The 19,906-nt window shown below is 71.0% G+C and carries 16 protein-coding genes; 10 read left to right on the top strand and 6 right to left on the bottom strand.

The window, feature by feature from the left end; all coding sequences use genetic code 11:
* Positions 1-3 precede the first annotated feature (3 nt).
* Both WME89_RS10080 and WME89_RS10075 read right to left on the bottom strand, forming a co-directional pair.
* Positions 4-768: a class I SAM-dependent methyltransferase gene (locus WME89_RS10080; protein ID WP_438009007.1), complete on the bottom strand. Its 765-nt coding sequence runs from the start codon at positions 766-768 to the stop codon at positions 4-6.
* Positions 769-1,034: 266 nt separating this feature from the next.
* Positions 1,035-2,024, bottom strand: coding sequence for a transaldolase (locus WME89_RS10075; protein WP_437652405.1), 990 nt, complete (start codon positions 2,022-2,024; stop codon positions 1,035-1,037).
* 114 nt (positions 2,025-2,138) lie between these two features.
* Here WME89_RS10075 and WME89_RS10070 point away from each other — a divergent pair, with 114 nt between their 5' ends.
* Entirely contained in the window at positions 2,139-4,109 is a 1,971-nt protein-coding gene (locus WME89_RS10070) for a MutS family DNA mismatch repair protein (RefSeq protein WP_438009006.1), read from the top strand.
* A 49-nt stretch (positions 4,110-4,158) separates the two neighbouring features.
* Here WME89_RS10070 and WME89_RS10065 read toward each other — a convergent pair whose 3' ends face one another.
* A complete protein-coding gene (locus tag WME89_RS10065; protein ID WP_438009005.1) occupies positions 4,159-5,097 on the bottom strand; it encodes an alpha/beta fold hydrolase in 939 nt (312 codons plus the stop codon).
* Between the two features lie 156 nt (positions 5,098-5,253).
* Here WME89_RS10065 and WME89_RS10060 point away from each other — a divergent pair, with 156 nt between their 5' ends.
* A complete protein-coding gene (locus WME89_RS10060) occupies positions 5,254-5,772 on the top strand; it encodes an LEA type 2 family protein (protein WP_438009004.1) in 519 nt (172 codons plus the stop codon).
* Between the two features lie 103 nt (positions 5,773-5,875).
* Here WME89_RS10060 and WME89_RS10055 read toward each other — a convergent pair whose 3' ends face one another.
* Complete coding sequence (locus tag WME89_RS10055) at positions 5,876-6,580, bottom strand: Uma2 family endonuclease (protein WP_438009003.1); 705 nt, start codon at positions 6,578-6,580, stop codon at positions 5,876-5,878.
* A gap of 229 nt (positions 6,581-6,809) precedes the next feature.
* On the opposite strand from WME89_RS10055, the gene WME89_RS10050 reads away from it, so the two are divergent.
* From WME89_RS10050 to WME89_RS10025, 6 genes are all read left to right on the top strand, one after another.
* Positions 6,810-7,100, top strand: coding sequence for a hypothetical protein (locus tag WME89_RS10050; protein ID WP_438009002.1), 291 nt, complete (start codon positions 6,810-6,812; stop codon positions 7,098-7,100).
* Positions 7,101-7,119: 19 nt separating this feature from the next.
* Complete coding sequence (locus tag WME89_RS10045) at positions 7,120-8,001, top strand: galactose mutarotase (RefSeq protein ID WP_438009001.1); 882 nt, start codon at positions 7,120-7,122, stop codon at positions 7,999-8,001.
* 179 nt (positions 8,002-8,180) lie between these two features.
* On the top strand, positions 8,181-9,221 hold the full coding sequence (locus tag WME89_RS10040; protein WP_438009000.1) for a polysaccharide lyase: 1,041 nt from the start codon (positions 8,181-8,183) through the stop codon (positions 9,219-9,221).
* A 113-nt stretch (positions 9,222-9,334) separates the two neighbouring features.
* Positions 9,335-9,700, top strand: a complete 366-nt coding sequence (locus WME89_RS10035; RefSeq protein WP_438008999.1) for a DUF2089 domain-containing protein — start codon at positions 9,335-9,337, stop codon at positions 9,698-9,700.
* Entirely contained in the window at positions 9,697-10,350 is a 654-nt protein-coding gene (locus WME89_RS10030) for a YIP1 family protein (RefSeq protein ID WP_438008998.1), read from the top strand. The genes WME89_RS10035 and WME89_RS10030 overlap by 4 nt, the downstream gene beginning before the upstream one ends.
* A 147-nt stretch (positions 10,351-10,497) precedes the next feature.
* Entirely contained in the window at positions 10,498-11,583 is a 1,086-nt protein-coding gene (locus tag WME89_RS10025; RefSeq protein ID WP_438008997.1) for an alpha/beta hydrolase, read from the top strand.
* A 105-nt stretch (positions 11,584-11,688) separates the two neighbouring features.
* Here the strand turns inward: WME89_RS10025 and WME89_RS10020 are convergent, their stop codons facing one another.
* Positions 11,689-12,132, bottom strand: coding sequence for a VOC family protein (locus WME89_RS10020; RefSeq protein ID WP_438008996.1), 444 nt, complete (start codon positions 12,130-12,132; stop codon positions 11,689-11,691).
* A 79-nt stretch (positions 12,133-12,211) separates the two neighbouring features.
* On the opposite strand from WME89_RS10020, the gene WME89_RS10015 reads away from it, so the two are divergent.
* Positions 12,212-13,402, top strand: a complete 1,191-nt coding sequence (locus tag WME89_RS10015) for a peptide-N-glycosidase F-related protein (RefSeq protein WP_438008995.1) — start codon at positions 12,212-12,214, stop codon at positions 13,400-13,402.
* 70 nt (positions 13,403-13,472) lie between these two features.
* Here WME89_RS10015 and WME89_RS10010 read toward each other — a convergent pair whose 3' ends face one another.
* Entirely contained in the window at positions 13,473-14,000 is a 528-nt protein-coding gene (locus WME89_RS10010; RefSeq protein ID WP_438008994.1) for a hypothetical protein, read from the bottom strand.
* Positions 14,001-14,385: 385 nt separating this feature from the next.
* Between WME89_RS10010 and WME89_RS10005 the strand changes: the two genes are divergently transcribed.
* The gene (locus WME89_RS10005) at positions 14,386-19,866 is read left to right on the top strand and encodes a DNRLRE domain-containing protein (protein ID WP_438008993.1); all 5,481 of its coding nucleotides are present in this window, start codon (positions 14,386-14,388) and stop codon (positions 19,864-19,866) included.
* Positions 19,867-19,906: the final 40 nt, after the last annotated feature.

Raw genomic sequence — 19,906 nt, 5'->3', positions numbered from 1 at the left:
AGTTCAGGCGTCGGGTGTGCCCCCGGCCAGCCTGGGCGCCCTGTAGATGGCGAAAAGAAAGGGGGAAAACCAGGGATTCGTCTCGCCAGGGACCACCCGGCGAGCGATGGCCTTGATCGGCGGGACGAGCTTCCAGATGACACGCCGCGCCAGGAGCGGCGCTTCGTCGTCCAGCCAGAAATCGAAATGCCCGCCCGTGTAGCGCGCCTGGACGATCTCGGCGCCGTTGCGCCGGGCGGCGGCCTCCAGGAACGGTAGGTTCATGATGCGGGTGTTGTGGCCGTTCAGGTTCTTGCGATCGAGCAGCCAGTGGAGCGCCTTCTGCCCGCCGGCGAAGTTCGGCATCCCCACGACCACCATGCCCCCCGGCTTCACCATCTCGAAGTGCCGATCCACCACCGCCCCCGCGTCACCGAAGTGCTCGATGAAGCCGAAGGAAGCAACGATATCGAATTTTTCCGCTGGCTTCCAGGAGAAGAAGTCCCCCTTCTCGATCTTGCCGACCCGGATGCCGCGCTTCGTGAGCTCCTGCTCGACGACGCCCGGCTCGCAGGCGTAATCTAGGCCGTAGGCCTCGTACCCGAGCTTCCCGCAGAAGTCGGCGAGGATGCGGCCCGGGGCACATCCGATCTCGAGGAACGACAAACCTTCTCCGCGCGGAAGGAACGGCGCGACGTCGTCGTAGATCTCGCAGCCGCCCCCCATGTCCTCGGCGTCGGCGTAGCCCTTCCAGTGGTTCTCCCAGTACTCCTGTGACGTGAGCTTCAACCTCGCCTCCTCGATGACCTGGCGCCAGGGACGGCTCCACCGGCGAACCGGAAAGAGAACTGCAATCCGCCGCGCGTGACGGCGCGCGGTCGATTGCGTCCCGAGAGCACTTCAAGTCGACGAATCCTAGAAGAGTGGAAGGGCCGTACGCAAGCCGGCCCTCCGCCTTCTTCCCCCGACGGCGCGGCGCCGGGCGAGGGGCCTGTTTTCGCGGGGCTCGCCCCTCGCCGTCGCCCCTCGTCGCGCGCGCGCCGCCTCGCCCGCCTTCAGGAGGCGGGCGTCTGCTGGAGGCGCTCGCGGAGCAGGACCTCGAGCGACGCGAGCGCCTTCGCGAAGCCGTCGATGCCCTCGCTGAGCTTGTCGCTCGCCATCCGGTCGGCGGTGTGCATCGCGCGGAACGTCGCCTCATCCATCGTGATCTTCTCGATGTTCATGGAGCGCGCCGCCTCGGGGTCGAGCTTCCTCGGCAGATCGCCGGGCGTGGAGGCGAGCTCGGCGAGCAGCTTCGGCGAGATCGTCAGCAGGTCGCTGCCGGCGAGCTCCTTGATCTCGTCGAGGTTGCGGAAGCTCGCGCCCATCACCTCGGTCTTGTAGCCGTGCTTCTTGTAGTAGTTGTAGATCTTCGTGACCGAGACGACGCCGGGGTCCTCGGCCGGCGCGTAGCTCTTGCGGCCCGTGTCCTTGAGGTACCAGTCGAGGATGCGCCCGACGAACGGCGAGATGAGCGTCACGCCCGCCTCGGCGCACGCGATCGCCTGGTGCAGCCCGAAGAGCAGCGTCAGGTTGCAGTGGATGCCCTCCTTCTCGAGGACCTCCGCCGCGCGGATGCCCTCCCAGGTCGAGGCGATCTTGATGAGGACGCGCTCGCGCGAGACGCCGGCCTCCTCGTAGAGGCGGATGATGCGGCGGCCCTTCTCGATGGTCGCCTGGGTGTCGTAGGAGAGGCGCGCGTCGACCTCGGTCGAGACGCGGCCGGGGATGATCTTCAGGATGCGCAGGCCGAAGTCGACGGCGAGCCGGTCGAACGCGAGGCTCACGGCGTCGCCTGGCTCGTCGCCCCGGCTCGCCTCCTTCTGCGCCCACGCGAGCGCGCCGCCCACGATGTCCGTGTACTCGGCCATCTGGGCCGCGGCGGTGATGAGCGACGGGTTCGTCGTCGCGTCCTGGGGGCGGAACTTCTCGATCGAGTTGATGTCGCCGGTGTCCGCGACGACGACGGTGTACGCCTTGAGGCGATCCAGCAGGTTCTGGTCCATGGCGCCATTGTACGAGCAGCCGGGCAGGACGCCTCCACGCTTTCGCGGCCTTCGTGTGAGGGGCGGCCCCTCCCGCTGGATGCACGGCCCGCGGTGGCCTATGGACAGCGCCCCGTGGACCCGCCCCCCGACGCCGTCTCGCAGCACGTCCTGTCCGCCTATGACGACCGCCTGTCGGTCCTGCGCGCCGAGGCCAGCGCCCTCGAGCGCCGGTCGAGGACGTTCTCGGTGCTGCGCGGGGTCTCGTTCGTGGCCGCGGCCGTGACCGGGGGGTACGCGCTCTTCGGCGACGTGCCGCGGTGGGTCGCGTACGCCGCCATCGCGGTGACCGCGGCGTTCCTCGGGCTGCTCGTCGCGCACGCGCGGCTCGTCACCCGGATGACGGAGGTCGAGCAGCGCATCGGGCTCTACGTGCGCGGCAAGCGGCGCGTCGCCGGCGACTTCGCCGATTTCCCGGAGCAGGGCGCGCGCTTCGCCGCGCCGGACCACGACTACGCGGGCGATCTCGACGTGTTCGGGCAGGCGTCGCTGTTCCAGCTGCTCGACGTGGCCCAGACCGGCGAGGGCGAGGCCACGCTCGCGGCGTGGCTCGCCGAGCCCGCCCCGGCGCCCGAGGTGGCGGCGCGGCAGGCGGCGGTGCGCGAGCTCGCCGGCCTCGGCGCGTTCCGTGAAGACTTCGCGGTGGAGGGCATGCAGGCCGGGGCGCGCGGGCGCGAGGCCGGCCCGCTCATCGCGTGGGCCGAGGCGCCCCCGGCGCTGCTCGGCGCGGAGGCGCGGGCCGGCGGCCTCCCGGTGAGCGCGCTCCTGACCGCGGCGAAGGTGCTCGTGCCGCTGACGCTCGCGCTGCTCGCGGCGCCGAGGTTCTTCCCGGGGGCAGAGCTCGGGCTGCTGCGGCACGCGTGGCTCCTGCCGCTCTGCGCCCAGTTCCTCGTGCTGCTCGCGCTGCGGCCCGCGATCGCGCCGATCATCGCGGCGGCGTCGTCGCGCGAGGCGCCGTTCGCGCGGTACCGGCCGCTCCTCGCCCGCATCGAGCAGCAGGCGTTCTCGTCGGCGCTGCTCGACGAGCTCAAGGCCGCGCTCGCCGGGCCCTCGGGCGTGCTCGCCTCGCGGGAGATGACGGCGCTCGAGACCCGCGTGGGCTACGCGGACCTGCGCCACAGCGGGCTCATCCACCTGCTGGCGGACATCTTCCTGCTCTGGGACGTCTGGTGCGCGGTCGCCCTCGAGCGGTGGAAGCTGCGCGCGGGCCAGCACGTGAAGGCGTGGATGCGGACGCTCGGGCAGGTCGAGGCGCTCGCGTGCCTCGCGACGTTCGCGCACGAGAACCCCGACTACGCCTACCCCGAGGTGCGGGACGGCGAGCCCCGCTTCGCGGCGACGCGGCTCGGCCACCCGCTGCTGCCGCGCGACCGCCGGGTGACGAACGACGTCTCGCTGGAGGGCGCGGGCGCCGCGCTGCTCGTGACGGGCTCGAACATGTCGGGCAAGAGCACGCTCTTGCGCGCGATCGGGGTGAACGCCGCGCTCGCGCTCGCGGGCGCGCCGGTCTGCGCGTCGTCGCTGTCGATGTCGCCGGTCCGCGTCCGGACGAGCATGCGGATCAAGGACTCGCTCGAGCACGGCGTCTCGCACTTCTACGCCGAGCTGACCCGCCTGAAGCGCGTCGTCGACGGCGTGGACGCGGGCGAGCGGGTGCTGTTCCTGCTCGACGAGATCCTCCACGGCACGAACGCGCGGGAGCGCCAGATCGGGGCCAGGGCGGTCGTGCGGCACCTGGTGGAGCGGGGGGCCATCGGCGCTGTGTCGTCCCACGACATGGGGCTCGCCGTGCTGGAGCAGGAGACCGCGGGCCGGGTGCGCAACATGCACTTCGAGGAGCTCGTGGTCGAGGACCGGATGACCTTCGATTACAAGCTGAAGCCCGGCGTCGTGACGAGCGCGAACGCGCTGCGGCTCATGAAGATCGTCGGGATCGATCTCGACTTCTCCGAGAGCGAGCGCGCGGCCGAGCCGACGGCGACGGCCGCGGCGGCGACGGCCGCGGCGGCGACGGCCGCGGCGGCGACGGCCGCGGCGCGGGAGTGAGCGCCGCGTGCTCCTCGGCGAGGACGGCGACGGCGAGCGGATCAGCCCGCTACGTCGCAGCCTGGCCCGTGCCCTGATCGGGCGGCGCGGCGCGCTCCCCGCCGGCGCCTGACGCCGGCGCCGCGCTCGCCCCGCGCGAGAGCACCTCCTGCGCGAACGCGACGATCCGCTCGGCGAAGCGGCGCGGGTCGTCGACGTGCGGGCAGTGGCCGATGCCCTCGGGCTCCTCGATCTCCGCGTGCGGCGGGAGGTGCCGCCGGTAGTACGCGAGGTTGGCGCTCGGCATCAGCCGGTCCGAGCGGCCCCAGATGAGCAGGATGGGCATCGAGAGGGAGCGCAGCTGCTCGGGGGTGAAGGCGTGGTCGCACCGGGCCGAGCTCGTGAAGGAGAGGATGGTCTCGCGCGAGAACATCTGCACGACGTCGCCGGCGACGAGCGGGGTGAACCAGGGGACGCGGTGGTAGAGGCGCGCGAAGAACGCGCGCGCGTCGGCCCGCGACCGCAGCTTGAACACGCGGAGCAGCTCCGCCAGCTCCGTCTCATCCATGCAGGCGCCGGCCGGCGACGCGAGCACCAGCGCGCGCACGCGGTCCGGCGAGCTCAGCGCGAAGTTCACGGCGACCGCGCCGCCGAGGGAGTTGCCGACGACGACGGCGGGCTCGTCGAGCTCGCGCCCGAGCAGCTCGTTCATGGCGGTGGAGAGGCACTCCGGCGTGAACGCCGACGCCGGCGGCGCGCTCCACCCGTGCCCCGGCGCCTCCGCGGCGATGACGCGGCGGGCGCGCCGCCGGAGGCGCTGCAGCACCGGCGCGAAAGGGAGCGCCGAGGAGCCGATGCCGTGGAGCAGGACCACGGTCGGGAGCGGGCCCGTGCCCGCGGCATCGTAGAGGTGCAGCCTGCAGACCGACGTGTCGACCCAGCGGCTCTGCACCCCGGACCTGTTCAGCGCCCTCTTCCCGAGGCGCTCGGCGAGCGGGAGGATGCCCATCAGACGGGCATAGCAGATCGAGGGCGTCCCCGCGCGGGCGGCAGCGCGAGGCGGGAGAGCGCGCTGGTCGATGCGCGGATGCGCCGGTGCGCCGATGCGCCGATGCGCCGATGCGCCGCGCGCGGCCCGAGCCGCGCCCGATTTCCGTTGAGCTCCATGGGATTCCGCGCCACACCTCCTCCCGTGCGCTCGTTGCTCCTCGCCGCCGCCGTCCCCCTCGTCGCGTGCTCGCGCCCCGAGCCGCCGACGCTCAGGCCTGAGGTCGCCGCGGTGACCGCCGTCACCGCCCAGGGCATCGATCTCCGGGTCCAGATCCAGGTGTACAACCCGAACAGCATCGATCTCTCGACGCGCTCGGTGAAGGCGAACGTGCTGCTCGACGGCAAGTACGACGTCGGCACGGTGACCGTGCCCGCGCCGCTCAAGCTGTCCGCGAAGCGGTGGACGCCGCTCCAGGTGCCGCTCTCGGTGAAGTGGCAGGATCTCACCAGCATCGCGGTGCTGACGGCGCAGGGCCGGGGTGTCCCGTACCAGGTGAACGGCACGGTCGCGATCGGCGGGGAGACGCTCAACGTGGATCTTCCGTTCCGCCTCGCGGGTACGATCACGCACGATCAGCTCGTCGCGGCGGTCGGGAAGTCGCTGCCCGGCCTGGGCCTGCCCGGCCTGCGCTGAGCAGGGCGGGCGGGGGCCTCGCAGGGGGAGGCGACGTCGCGCTGGCTCGAGCGCTTCGTGAGCGCGCGACCCGCCGGCGCTCACCGGCTCGCGTGAGTGGACTTCACGTGAGCGGTCCGAAGCGCTTCTCGTACGCCGCGAGCTTGTCCGCGAGCGTCTGCGCCCGCTCCTCCGCCGCGCGGGCCTGCTCCTCCGCGGTGGGGAGCACGCGCCCGTCGGCGTCCAGCCAGCGGAGCCATTTCCCTTTGCTGCCCAGGTACAGGCCTTCGCGCACGCCGAGACGCAGCCCGAGCTGCTGGCTGACCAGCTCGCCGTCCGCGTTCGAGGCCATGCGCTCGTAGCTGCGAGAGCCGATGTCGAGCAAATGACCTTCCAGCATGTTCTTTATCGGATCGAACATGAAGTACTCCGGCACACGCAGCACCTTCGCGTAGATGCGCATCTTCTCGCCGCGGTCGACCGACTCCGTGCTCTCCGAGAGGAGCTCGATCACCAGATCGGGTGTCCTGCCGTTCTCTTGCCACACGACCCACGACTTCCTGTCCCGGCGCACCGTGTCGAGCACCACGAAGACGTCCGGACCACGGAAGTCGTTCTTCATGGTCTGGAGCTCGCTGAAATAGATCGCCATGTTGCCGCTGACATAGACGTCGTCGCGACCTTTCCAGAAGAGGTCCAGCGACTCGATCAACAGGAGCATCTGCTTGCGGTGGCGATCGCTCTCCATGGGCTCACCGTCGTCGTGGGGGAGTTCGTCCTCTCCGGGCGGCGGGATCGGGACGAGCGAGGTCTCGCTGGCGTACGGCATGGGCTTCCTGGGCGATCGTACCAGGTTCCTCGGAGACCGCAGCCGCGGCGATCCGGCAGGCGCTCTCGACCCCGAGGCGGCTCGCGCCCGGCGGCGCGCCGCGCCCACCGAGGGCCCGGCGCTCCCTGTTGTCTCGGTCCCGCGGAGCTTGCAGAATCGGGGCGGAGGATACGTCCGTGCCCGTCTACGAGTACACCTGTCGCGCGTCGCCGCCGGATCGCGCAGCCGCATGTCCGGCGGCCTGATCTTCCACGACGGCGACGGCGGCGGCGCCGTCGCCCGCTGCGCGCGCTGCGGCGCCGAGGCGGCGGGGCCGTGCGCGCGCTGCCACGCGCCCGTGTGCGGCGACTGCTGCGTGCTCACCGAGGGCGGCGCGCGGGTCTGGGCGATCTGCCTCGCGTGCGAGGATCGCGGCGGCCGCTCGCTGCGCCGGGGCTGGGCGACGGTCCTCGGGTGGATCGCGCTCCCGATCGCGGCGCTCGCGGCGCTTGTCGCGCTGCTCGAATGGCTGCACAGGTGACGAGGAGACCGGAGGACCCATGTTCAGCGTGAAGGAAATCCAAGGCGCGATCCCCACCGTGGAGCTCGCCGACAGCGACGCCGCGAGCCGCGCGGTGCTGGCCCCGGCCCGCGGCGGCATCCTGACCGAGCTGACCGTCGGCGGCCGCGAGCTGCTCTACCTGGATCGCGCCACGTTCGACGATCCGACCGCCAACGTGCGCGGCGGCAACCCGGTGCTCTTCCCGTCGCCGGGCAAGCTCGCCGGCGACGCCTGGTCGACGTCCGGCGCGGCGGGGCAGATGCGGCAGCACGGCTTCGCGCGCGCCCTGCCGTGGTCGCTCGACGACCGCGGGACCCTCGCGTCGGGCGGCGCCTACGCGCGCCTCGGGCTGCGCTCGAGCGAGGCGACCCGCGCGCAGTACCCGTGGGACTTCCGCGCCGAGTTCACCTACACGCTGCGCGGCAGGGCGCTCCGGATCGATCTGCGCATCACCAACGAGACCGGCGAGGGCGCGCCGCCGATGCCGTTCGGGGCCGGGTTCCACCCGTACTTCGCCGTCGCCCAGGCCGACAAGCCTCGAGCCTCGATCGAGACGCGGGCGACGCGCGCGTTCGACAACACCTCGAAGAAGGAAGTGCCCTTCTCCGGCTTCGACCTGACCCAGCCCGAGGTCGACCTCCACCTGCTCGATCACGGCTCCACCGAGAGCGCGCTCTCGATCGCGGGCGATCCCGGGGTGCGCATCGCCGTCCGTGGCTCGCCCGAGTTCACGCGCTGGGTCGTGTGGACCTTGCGAGGCAAGGACTTCGTCTGCCTCGAGCCGTGGACCTGCCCCGGCAACGCGCTCAACACCGGAGAGCAGCTCATCCACCTGCCGTCGCAGCAGACGCGGGAGCTCTGGATCGAGCTCTCGGCCTGACGCCGCCTGGCGCGCCCGCGCGCGCCTTCGCGGTTGACGGCCAGCCGGAAAACGCGTGAGATCCGCCGATGACTTCTGCTGCTCACCTTATCGCACACCGATCCCTGCTTGCCCGCTGCCGAGCGCTGCTCGGGCGGCGGTCGCTCCTCCTGTCCGCCGCGCCCGCCGCGGCGCTGGCCATGACGGTCACGACGGGCGCCTCGGCGGCGCCGGTCTGGACCGGAGACTTCGAGACAGGCAACCTGTCCCAGTGGAACACGAGCCTGAACGGCGAGCACATCACCGTGGTGACGTCGCCTGTCCTGCAGGGCACGCGCGCCGGGCAGATCCAGCTCACCAATGACGCCGTGTGGCCCAGCAACGGCATCAAGCGCGTCGAGCTGAACCACAAGCCGGCGGCGGGCCGCACGGCCGAGGGCGCCCAGACGTATTTCGCCTGGAGCTTCTATCTCCCCGAGGCGCTCGCGGCGGACCCGCCGACCCAGATCGGGTACTGGGAGTCCGACGCCACGTACAATCAGATGATGTCGTTCGAGGTCGTCGGACAGCGCATCAGCTTCGCCACGCGCAAGCCCAACAACAAGGTGCACTGGGAGGCGAACGGCGCGGTGACGCCCGGCGTGTGGCACCGCATCGCGCTGCACGTCCGGTGGTCGACGAACCCGTCCCAGGGCTCGGTCGACGTGTGGTTCGACGGCGAGCAGGTCGTCACCGCGGGCCAGGCGCAGACCCTCGCCGACAACAACGCGCACTTCACGCAGCTCGGCCTGCTGCGCAACCCGGCCGAGTTCACCGACAGCCCGATCATCGTCCTCGATGACGCCGTGGAGGGCGACACGCTCGAGGACGTCCGCCCCGAGCTGCCCTCCACCGGGGAAGGCGGCGCCGGGGGCGCAGGCGGCGGCGGGACCGGCGGGGCCGACAACACCGGGGGCGCGGGCGCCACGACGAGCGCCAGCGCCAGCACCAGCACCAGCACCAGCACCGGCGCTGGCACGGGCGGCGGCGCCGCGAGCGGCTCCGGCGCGTCGACCTCCGCCGCTTCCGGCGCCGGCGCCACCGGCTCGGGCTCGGGCGCCGGCGGGGCTGACGAAGGGGGCGACGAGGGCGACGAGGGCGGCTGCAGCTACCGCGCCGTCGGCTCGTCCGCGCCCGCGCCCGCGGCGATCGCCGGCCTCCTCGTCGCGCTCGCCTTCGCGCGGCGGCGCGAGCGGCGCTGAGCCGCCGCGGGCGGGGGTAGCCCGGCATCCGATCAAAAAATCAAAACTCGAAATCAATTTTGTTAAACACGAGATTGACATTATTGGCCGCGCGCCAATAATACAGTCATCCCGTGGCAAGATTCGTCGTTCGATGCCCGAGCTGTGACGGCGAGCTGCGCGCGACGCGGCTCGGCTGTCAGGCCTGCGGAACAAACCTGGACGGTCAGTTCGAGATCCCCGCGCTGCTCCAGCTGCCGCCGGACGATCTCGCCTTCGTGACCGCGTTCGTGCGCTCGTCCGGGAGCCTGAAGGCGATGGCTCAGCACCTCCAGGTCAGCTACCCGACCGTGCGCAACCGGCTCGACGAGGTCATCGGCCGGCTCGACGCGCTGGAGCAGGGGGTTCAGCGGCGCCGGCACGAGATCCTGGACGCGCTCGAGAACGGGCGGCTCTCCGCGAAGGAGGCTGAAGAGGCGCTGCGGAAGGTGGGACTATGATGATCACCACGCCCGACGAGAGAGTTCGCGCGCTCGTGCGCGACAACGTCATCAAGCCCGCGGAAGGCGAGCGGCTGCTGGCCACGATGGCGCCGCGGCCGCCCCGGCGCGGCTGGCGGCTCGCGCTGGACCCCTTCGAGCGCTTCGGCGGCGGGGTCGCCGCCGCCGCGGGGCTCGCCCTCGCCGGGCTGAGCGTCGCGATCACGCGGCTCGGCGTCCGCTTCGACGGCTTCCTCGACCTGCACGCGACGCCGGACGTCATCCCGGTCAGGACAGCGCTCCTCGAGCAGGTCGTCGCGTGGCCCCTGCCCGCCCTGCTCTTCTGGGCCTACGCGCGGCTCCTGCGGCGGCGCGTCCGGCTCATCGATTTCCTCGGCGTGACGGGGCTCGCGCGCGCGCCGCTCGCGCTCGCGGCCCTCGCGCTCGCCCTGCTCGCCCCCGAGGCGCCGGCCGGCGCGCCCAGGCTCACGCCCGGGCTGGCCGCCCTCGCCGTCGCGGCGACGCTGTGCCTCGCGTGGTTCCTGACGCTCCTTTACCAGGCCTTCAAGAACGCCTCCGGCCTGCGCGGCGCGGCGCTCGTCGCAGGGTTCATCGGCCTCGTGCTCGCGTCGGAGATCCTGTCGAAGGTCGCGCTCGCGCACCTCGGCTGACCGTCTCCCCGGCGCGCCCCGCGGTCCGCGGCCCGCGGCTCGCGTGACGCGCGCTCGTTCGTGCTCGCTCATGCTCGCTCGCCGCGAGGGCGCACCGGTGCGCTCCGGCGGCGGAATACCGCTCCTTGCCTGTTCGGAGGGTTCGTCATGTCGTTGCGATCGTGTCTCCTGGTCCCGGCGCGCCGCGCCGCATTCGCTGTCTCCTGCGCGGCCGCGCTCCCGCTGTCGTCCCTCGGCGCCGGCTGCGGAGCCGGCGAAGACGGCGCGCCGCCTCCCGGCGGAAGCAGCGCGCTCCCGGGCGACGCAGGGCCGCCCCCGGACACCCCCGCGTGTCCGGAGGCGGCGAGCGCCGAGATCGCGGTGGAAAACGCGCGCGGGGCGCTGGCGGGCACGCTCGAGGTGCCGGCCGGGTGCGGGCCGTTCCCTGCGGTCTTGATCATCCCCGGGTCGGGGCCGAACGACCGGGATGGCAACAGCGCGGCCGACGGCAGCGGGTCGAGCGCCTACAGGCTGCTGGCGGAGGGCCTCCGGGACCTGGGGATCGCGTCGATCCGCTACGACAAGGCCGGGATCGGCGGGAGCGTCGCCGCGGCGCCCCGCGAAGAGCAGGAGATGCGCTTCGAGATGGGCGCCGACGACGCCGGGCTGTGGGTGAAGAAGCTCCGCGACGACGGGCGGTTCGCGACGGTCACCGTCGCGGGGCACAGCGAGGGCGCGCTGCTCGGGATGCTGGTGGCCCAGGGGACCGAGATCGACGGCTATGTCTCGATCGCGGGCGCGGGGCGGCCGGTCGGCGCGGTCCTGCGCGAACAGCTCGCCAGCCTGGCGGACGAGGACCGCGAGAGAGCCTACGAGATCATCGGCCAGCTCGAGGCGGGAGAGCTCGTGGAGGAGGTCCCGCAAACGCCGCTGTTCATGGGGCTGTTTCGCCCGAGCGTGCAGCCGTACATCGTCTCGTGGATGAAGTACGACCCCGCGGCGGAGATCGAGGCGGTGACGGCGCCGATCCTCATCGTGCAAGGGACGACCGACATCCAGGTCAAGGTGGAGGACGCCGAGCTGCTCGCCGGCGCCCGGCCCGACGCGGAGCTGGTCGTCATCGAGGGGATGAGCCACATGCTCAAGGAGGCGACGCTCGCGGACGCGTCGCAGCAAGCGGCGTACACCGATCCGACGCTGCCCGTCGTGGCGCGCCTGTTCGAGGCGCTCGAGGGGTTCATTCCGGTGGAGTGACGCGCAGGCGGAAGACGGGAGGGGAGAAGGCGAATCGCGACGAGCGGGCGCGCTGGCGCTGACCGGGCCTCCTCGCCTCGAGCGGCGCTCGCCCGCATTCCGCGGTCAGCTCGAGAGCTGCGTCTCTTCGTAATAACGTGCTTCGAGCGTGTTTCCGTCCGGATCCTGGAAGTAGAACCAGTGCACGGTGGAGCCGCGCGCGCCGAACGACGGGCTGCTCTTCGTGTGCATCGCGACGCCCGCCGCGGCGAGCCGGGCGGCCAGGGCGTCGAGCTCGTCGCGATCCATCGCGAAGCAGACGTGGTTGATGGGCCTTCCGGCGGCCGACGGCTTCTCCTCGCCGGTGTACTTCCGGAGGAACTCGGCGGAGGAGACGGACATCAGGTCGAGGATCGAGGTCTCGGACAGGCGAACGCTCGGAAACGGGGCCTTGCCCGCCCGGAACTCCTCGGCGCGGACGCTGGTCAGCCCGATCACCTGGGTGTAGAACTCGAGCGCGCGGAGCGGATCCTCGACCCACAGGACGACATGATCGATGTGGAGTGACATGGCGAGGAGGATGCTACCGCAGCGGGCGCCACGCAGGCCATCGTGGCGCCCAGCCAGCAGGCACGGCCCGGAGGATTCCATGTCGCTTGGATGTTGTGCGCGAGGCGCCCTCGCCGCGGCGCTCGTATTTGCCGTCGTCATGGGGGGATCCGGCTGCGGCAAGGACGCGCCGCAGGCGCCCGGGGGAACGCCGCCGGGGGCCGGCGGGGCCGGCGGGACAGGAGGGTCGGGCGGCTCGGGCGGCTCGGGCGGCAGCTCGACTGACGGGGAGACGGCGACGCCTCTTTCGATCACGGCGTTCGAGAAGGTCCGGATCACGAGCGACTCGGGCCAGCCGAACTTCCAGCAGGCGAACACGGAGCTCGAGCTCCCCGACGGGCCTTTCGCGAGCGTGAAGCTCGTCGTGGACCTGGAGACCACATGTTACCCGTTCGAGACGTGGGAGGACAACCCGCCGCCCGAAGGCCAGAGCTGGCCTGCGGACTGCGACGCGTTCGATCGGAACTTCGAGTTCTCGCTGGACGATCCGGCCGATCCGGCGGTCGAGCCGCCCGGGATCGAGCTGGTCCGCGCGATCACGCCGTTCGGGGGGCCGCTGCACCTGGAGGTGGACATCACGGACGTGGCGAACGGGCTCGCCGCGGGCAAGCACCGGCTGCGGGCGGTGATCCCGACATGGTCCGACGGGAGCGGGCAAGTGAGCGGCTCGAACGGCGGGTGGAACGTGAGCGCGACGATCGAGGCGGTGCAAGGGCCCGCGCCGAGAAAGGTGCTGGCGGTGATCCCGCTCTTCAATGGATCGCAGACGAGCGCTGACAGGCCAGGACCGCTCTCCGTGCGCGTGCCCGAGGGGACCGTGAGCTCGCGCCTCGAATACCGCGCGACCGGCCACGGGGGCGGCGAGATCGAGACGGGGTGCATCGGGCCGGCAGAGGAGTTCTGCAAGCGAACCCACAGGATCCTGGTGGACGGGGCCGAGATCGAGCGGATCAAGCCGTGGCGGAGCGACTGCGAGGAGCTCTGCACGCTCACGCACTACGGGCCAGCGGACGCCGGCTTCGACTACTGCCTGGAGAACCCGTGCGGGGCGATCGAGAGCGTGAGGGCGCCGAGGGCGAACTGGTGCCCAGGGAGCGAGTCGCCGCCGTTCGCCTGGGACGCGGACGAGCTGCGCGCGCCGGGCGAGCACACGCTCGAGTGGGAGCTGTCGGCGCTCGCCGAGGGCGGCCTGTGGAGGATCTCGGCGACGTACCTCGCTTTCGGCGAGTAGCGCGGGGCTGCGCACCTGGACGGCCCGAGCGCCTGGGGTGTATCGGCAGCGGCCTTCATTGGCCGCTCGATCAGCTGAAGCGCGCCCGGATGGGCGCCGGGCTCTCGCAGATCGGGCACGCGTCCGCGCGCTCGGCGATCTTGCCGCAGTCCTTGCAGTCGACGCGGTAGCCGTGGAACCCGGGGTCGTGCAGCTCGACGCTCGTCTGCGCCTTGTCCGCGCGCTTTCCTTCGTACTTCACGCGCGCTGGCACGAACGCGATGAAGCGCACCTCGATGTGCTCGCACCGCGGGCACCGCTCCGGCACCGCGTACGCGTTGGTCGTCGTGAGCCCGCGCGCGAGGCCGCCTTCGCCATGGCACCGCGGGCAGCGATCGTCCTTGAACAGGACGTGCTGGCACGCGCCGCATGTGACCTCGTACAGGCCGTCGACGAACATCTCGCCCTTGTAGACCCACTTGACCGGGCCGACCGGCTCGCCCTCCATGAGCGGAACGAGCCCGTCCACGTACGAGCGTAAGCTCAGCTGCCGTCCCCCGCACGAGGGACACCCCGCCTCGACCAGCTCGGCAAACGCGCGCTCGGAGAGCTTGCTCATGTACGCCGCCTTCTAGCACGCCTCGGTCCACTGCGTACCGGTCGGGTGCGCGCGTGCCGGTCGGGCGACGGAGCGTCGACGGCGTTCACGACGCCCGATCGACGACGCGGAGGGCACCGTCGGTCGCCGGAGCCGCGCCCTGGTCTGGCGCGATTTGTCGCCGCGTGGCGCGATTTGTCGCCTTCGCGATCGGTTTACAGCCGAGTACACAGGCGCTCGCAATGGGAGAGCGCCTGTGTCTGCGCGAGCAGGCCGGGCGAGAGCCGATTCGCTCCGTCTCATCCCATCAACAAGGCCGTCGAGGGCTTATTCCATGACAAGTCTCAGATCCTTGCTGATACGCCAGCATGCTCAATCACGCGCTGCCCCGTGGCGCGCGGGGCGCTTGCCGCTCCTCGTGTGCCTGGGCGCGATCACGGCCGCCTGCACGGCCGGCACCGACGATCCGGTCGAGCTGGACGGGCCCGTCGGTCAGGCGGAACAGGCGCTGTGCGCGCCGGACGACGAGGCCTGCAACGACAGCACCATCCACGACTGGCCGACGTGGTCCCAGCAGCCCGACCGGCCGGACGCCGTCATCGAGGGGGAGGCCCCGGACGCCGGCACAGGCACGTTCCAGGTCCAGGCGTGCGATCCGAGCCAGCTCGGAAAGCTGCCGGAGAACCCGAACCCGAAGGGCGCCGACCTCCAGAACATCACCACGAACTTCCACGTCCTCCAGTCGATCCAGCTCCTCGCGTCGATCGTCAACAAGACGGCCGAGGCGATCAACGGCCTCAAGACGGAGCCGGCCGCGGACGCGGACAAGGGCACGTGCGTCTGTAGCCAGCAGGTGTCCACCCAGTGCCTCGACGTCATCCAGCAAGACAAGACGACGTACGAGGAGTGCATCAATTTCTGCGACCCGAGCTCGTCGACGGCGAACCCGTGCAGCACCGGCGTGCTCGTGTGGCTCTCCAACGACATCCAGCAGACCCAGGCCGGCAAGGCCAAGTGGGCGCTCAGCACGGTGAAGTGGCTCGACAAGATCGCTGACGAGATCGGCGGCGGTCAGTTCGCCAGCTTCCTGAGCCAGTTCGGCGGCGAGCTCGACAACATCAGCGAGGTGATGTCGAAGATCCAGTGCTACGTGGACCAGTACACCGAGGGGTACCACCTCGGCAGCTACTCGGATCAGCGGCCCGACCTGCACATGTGCGTTCCGTGGGCCGGGCACGGCGCGTACGCCAACCTGTCGGACAGCGACCGGTGGGGCATCGGCGGCCGTTACACGTCGCACAACCTGAGCAAGGAGCGCCGCGCCCAGATGCGCACCGGCGGCTTCGCCGTGACCGCGTTCGGCGAGACGCTGAGCATCCTGCCAGGGATGGAGTTCAACATGCAGCTTGACGGTTACAAGTGGTTCAACCGTGAAGCTCCCCTCGGCATCGAGGAGCTGGGCCACCTCGCCGGCGGCGGGGTCAGCCTCGACGCCGCGAAGAAGCTCGGCGTCTTCTACCTCGCGGACGAGGACCAGATGACGTCCCTGGACTCCGACGGCGACGGCCGCGTCTCCCCGCAGGAGTTCCTGATCGGCACGTACATGCCGTTCAACTACACGCCGACCGACGGCGTCCCGGCCCAGCTCACCTGGCCCCGGGACGGCGCGGAGGCGGTCGAGGACTGGGAGGGGAAGTCGGCCGCGATCCTCGCCGCGGCGCTCAACCTCGACCTGAAGCTGAAGCCGCTCGAGAAGGAGCTGACGCCGATTCCCATCCCGCCGGTCCCCGGCGCGTACCTCATCCCGTACTTCAAGCTCGGCGCAGGGGCGAAGTGGTACGACGAGGCCTATCACATGCGCAAGCGCCTGCAGGAGGCGCTCAACAAGAACACGCCGAACAAGATCTCCGATCTCGACTTCAACCGCGACATGCACGGCTTCCAGGCGCCGGACGTGACCGCGGAGGCCGGGACGCAGGTGTCGGTGAGGCCGGAGGTGGGCGCGAAGCTCTTCCTCGGCGTGCCGATCGGCAAGTTCCTGAAGGTGGGCGTGGAGGCGAGCATCGGCTTCTCTGTCGATCTCAAGCCGAAGGGCTCCGGCGGCGTGGTCGACCTCAACGCCTCGCTCGAGCAGGCGCTCGTGAACAGCAACCCGAACGAGGACCTCGAGTGCAAACCCGTCTTCTCCTACAAGGATGAGGCGTCCTGCTCGAGCAAGTACATCCCCGGCTCGTCGCTGGATCTCGCCTGCTCCCCGCTCGAGACAAAGAACTCCTGCTGCGTCACGTTCATCAACGGCAGCCGCGCCTGCCTCGACGACTGGACGGGGGTCACGCAGGACCTGTGCAGCCCGTCGAAGCTCTCGTACGCGCTGTTCTCGACGTTCCTGAAGGAGAAGGACGCGAAGACGTACAAGAACCTCTTCCAGCACGCCTTCACGACCCAGTGGAGCGCGAACAAGACGTGCGAGGAGTGCGCGAACGACGGCACCTGCCCGAACAGCTTGCGCGCCCCCGCGATGCCCGAGATCTCGGCGTGCGCCAAGCACGGCGTGTGCTGCCTGCCCTCGGTCTCGTCGCCCTACGGTGCGGCGTACACGCTGTCGCTCACGGACGGCACGTTCGGCGGGTCCCGCTTCCTCCAGCCCACCGACCTCGCCTACGACCGGACCGGAAACCGCCTCTACGTCGCGGACCGGACCGCCATCCGCCGCATCAACCCGCAGACCGGCCAGGTGACGACGATCGCCGGGTCGTCCGCGGCAGGCAACGTCGATGCGGTAGGGACCGCCGCGCGGTTCAACACGATCTCGGGCATCACCTACGACGCGGGCTCGCTCTACATCGCCGATCGCGGCGCTCGCTCGGTCCGCAAGCTCGACCTGACCACGAACCAGGTGACCACGATCGCGGATCGGTTGGTGTTCCTGACGCCGCGGGACGTCGCCGTGCACGACGGCGGCCTCTTCATCACCGACAGCGGCGCCCGCACGGTGATCCGCATCCCGCTCCCCTCGGGCACGGCCACCACCGTGGCCGGCACGTCGGGCCAGGCCGGCGGCACCGACGGCATCGGCGCGGCGGCCCGGTTCTCGGAGCCGACCAGCATCGTCGCCGACGGGCGCGGCAGGCTGTACATCAGCGACACGTTCAACAACACGCTGCGGCGGCTCGACGTCGCCTCGACGGCGGTCACCACCGTGGCCGGGACCAGCGGCTCGGCGGGCTCGGCGGACGGCATCGGCGCGGCCGCCCGGTTCACCGCGCCGAAGGGGCTCGCCGTGGACAGCGCGGGTCACGTGCTCGTCGTCGAGGGCAACAAGCCCGGTCGCGTGAGGAAGCTCGACCCCGAGACCTCCGCCGTGACGACCGTCTCCGGCGCTCCCGGCACCGTGGCGGCGGACGGCCTGGCCGACGACGCGATCTTCGAGCTGCCCTCGGGCGTGGCCGTGCTCCCGAACGGCGACATCTACCTGAGCGACACGACCCCTGGGACGGTCCGCAAGATCAGCGGCGACTGCAACTCGGGCATCCCCGGCGCCGTCGTGTACGACGTGACCGAGGCCGAGTGCCCCGGCAACTTCGACGCGTACAGCTGCCTGTCCGAGACCAAGGTCGACTCCACGGAGTGGCAGGGCCCCGGGTGCCACCCGCTCCAGACAGGCTTCCTGTCGGCGTGCGGCTGCACCTCGAACGCCGATTGTGCCAGCGGCGAGACGTGCGATGTCCAGGCGAAGGTGTGCACCGTCGGCGGGACCGCCGTCGATTGCGTCTGCACCGCGCAGAGCACCTGCCCGAGCTCGCCCGGCCGCGCCTGCGTCAACGGGGCGTGCGCCCGGCACTGCACCTACAGCCCCTCGACGGCCAACACGGCCTGCGGCCTGACCGAGGTCTGCACGCCGAGCGGCACGTGCGAGCCCAAGGCGGGCCCGAACGTCCCGTACGCCGAGGAGGTGATCTGGGGCATGAGGAACGGGGATGACCCGACCCACGCGATAGCTACCTACGGCCTGACCGAGATCGAGCTCATCGCCGCGCTCAACGCGGGCATCCACGTGGGCCTCGAGGCGAGGCTGTTCAAGAAGTGGAAGAAGTTCACGCTGTGGAAGTGGCGCCGGACCTTCGATATAGGCTCGGTCTCGAAGTACAAGTTCCAGCCCGGGCTCGAGGCCACCTACCAGTGGGACAGCTCGCCGCTCGGCGACGTGACGAACTACCAGCCCGGCGAGGTCACGCGGTACACGCAGGTGAACGCGTCGACGGCCGACTTCCTCGCTTGGTGCAAGGACGAGCTGTCGCTGCACACGGCCGACCCGCTGCCCCCCACCACCGATGACGTCGTCGGCGGCATGGAGGATGTCGTGAACTTCGGCTTCGACGTGGGCGAGACGGTCTCGTCGGCCGAGAACCTCTGCATCAACGGCCAGCCCATGACCACCTGGCTGCAGGATCAGGACGCGCTCACCCAGGCGTTCGTGCAAGGGACCTGCTCCTACGTCGGGCCGTCGACCGGCTCGCGCGGCAGCCTCAGCTTCCCTTGCCAGGAGTCGCATCGCCACCTGCTCAAGCACTGGGGATGCCTGGACACACAGCGCACGGCCAACTCCATCCAGCTCGCCATCGGCGCCTTCAACAGCGCCGTGGTCAACCCGGGGACGGCCCACTTCGACCTGACGAAGGTCCTCGTCGACCCGGACGCCGGCCTCGAGCCGGAGAACCTGGTGAAGCGGACCGCGATCTCCGAGGCGTGGCTCGCCGAGGTGGAGACCTGCTTCGACGACCACTACGAGGACACGATCCCCTGCGCGTGCACGACGGACGCGGACTGCAACAGCGGCCCTGGGCAGACCTGCGTGAGCGGGACGTGCAAGACGCCGGAGAACACTGTCGCCGAGTGCTCCGTCGTGGAGAACACGGGCGTGACCGTCGAGCGGTGCTGCGGCGACGGCGTGCAGCAGGCCTCGGAGCAGTGCGACGACGGCAACACGGCGAGCGGCGACGGATGCTCGGCGCTCTGCAAGCCGGAGTCGAAGGGCGCGTGCTGCCGGTCGGGCGGCTGCACCGACCTCGGCCAGGGCGGCATCGGCTCGGGCCAGAGCTGCGAGAACGCCGGCGGCTACTTCGTGAGCGGCTACAGCTGCTCCGAGGTCGACGCGTGCGGGAGCGAGCCTGTCGGCGCTTGCCACGAGGCCGACGGGACCTGCCACGCCCCGACCTCCCAGTCGCAGTGCGCTGCGGTGCCCGGGGCGGTGTTCACCGTCAACGGGGCCTGCGAGAACCCGGTCCTGACGCTGGACCTGCAGCCCGGGAGCGCCGGGCTCGACGCGACCATCAGCAACATGACCGGGGCCAGCGGGACGAACTACGGCAGCTCCCCCAACCTCACCGCGGGGTCCTGGACGGCGAGCAGCGTCTGGTACCGGAACCGGGGCCTGCTCCGCTTCGATCTCTCGCCCGTCCCGGCGGGCGCCACGATCGAGCGGGCGCGCCTGAACCTGTATGCGGACCCGGACGCGCGCCTGTACGGTCAGGGGACCTACAACCCGTATTCCCCGGGGCACCTCACGGTCGGCGGCTCCAACGCCTTCCTGCTCCAGCGCATCACCTCGTCGTGGCAGGAGAGCACGGTGACGTGGGCGAACCAGCCGAGCGTGTCGACGGCGAACCAGGTGCTCCTGCCCCAGAGCGCTTCCTCGAGCCAGGATTACGAGAACATCGACGTGACCGCGCTCGTGCGAGACATGCTCGCCACGGCCGGGAACAACCATGGATTCATGATCCGGCTCCAGAGCGAGGCGAACAGCTACAGGGAGGTCTCGTTCACGTCGAGCGACCACGCGACCGCCCTGAGGCGCCCGAGGCTCGTGGTGCTCTACCGCAATCCCTGAGACCCGGAGTCGCCGGGCCGGCCAGGGTGGCAGGGGGCGG

Source organism: Sorangium sp. So ce321, assembly GCF_051530195.1.
Lineage (GTDB): Bacteria > Myxococcota_A > Polyangia > Polyangiales > Polyangiaceae > Sorangium.
This window is presented reverse-complemented; position numbering and strand designations above follow the sequence as displayed.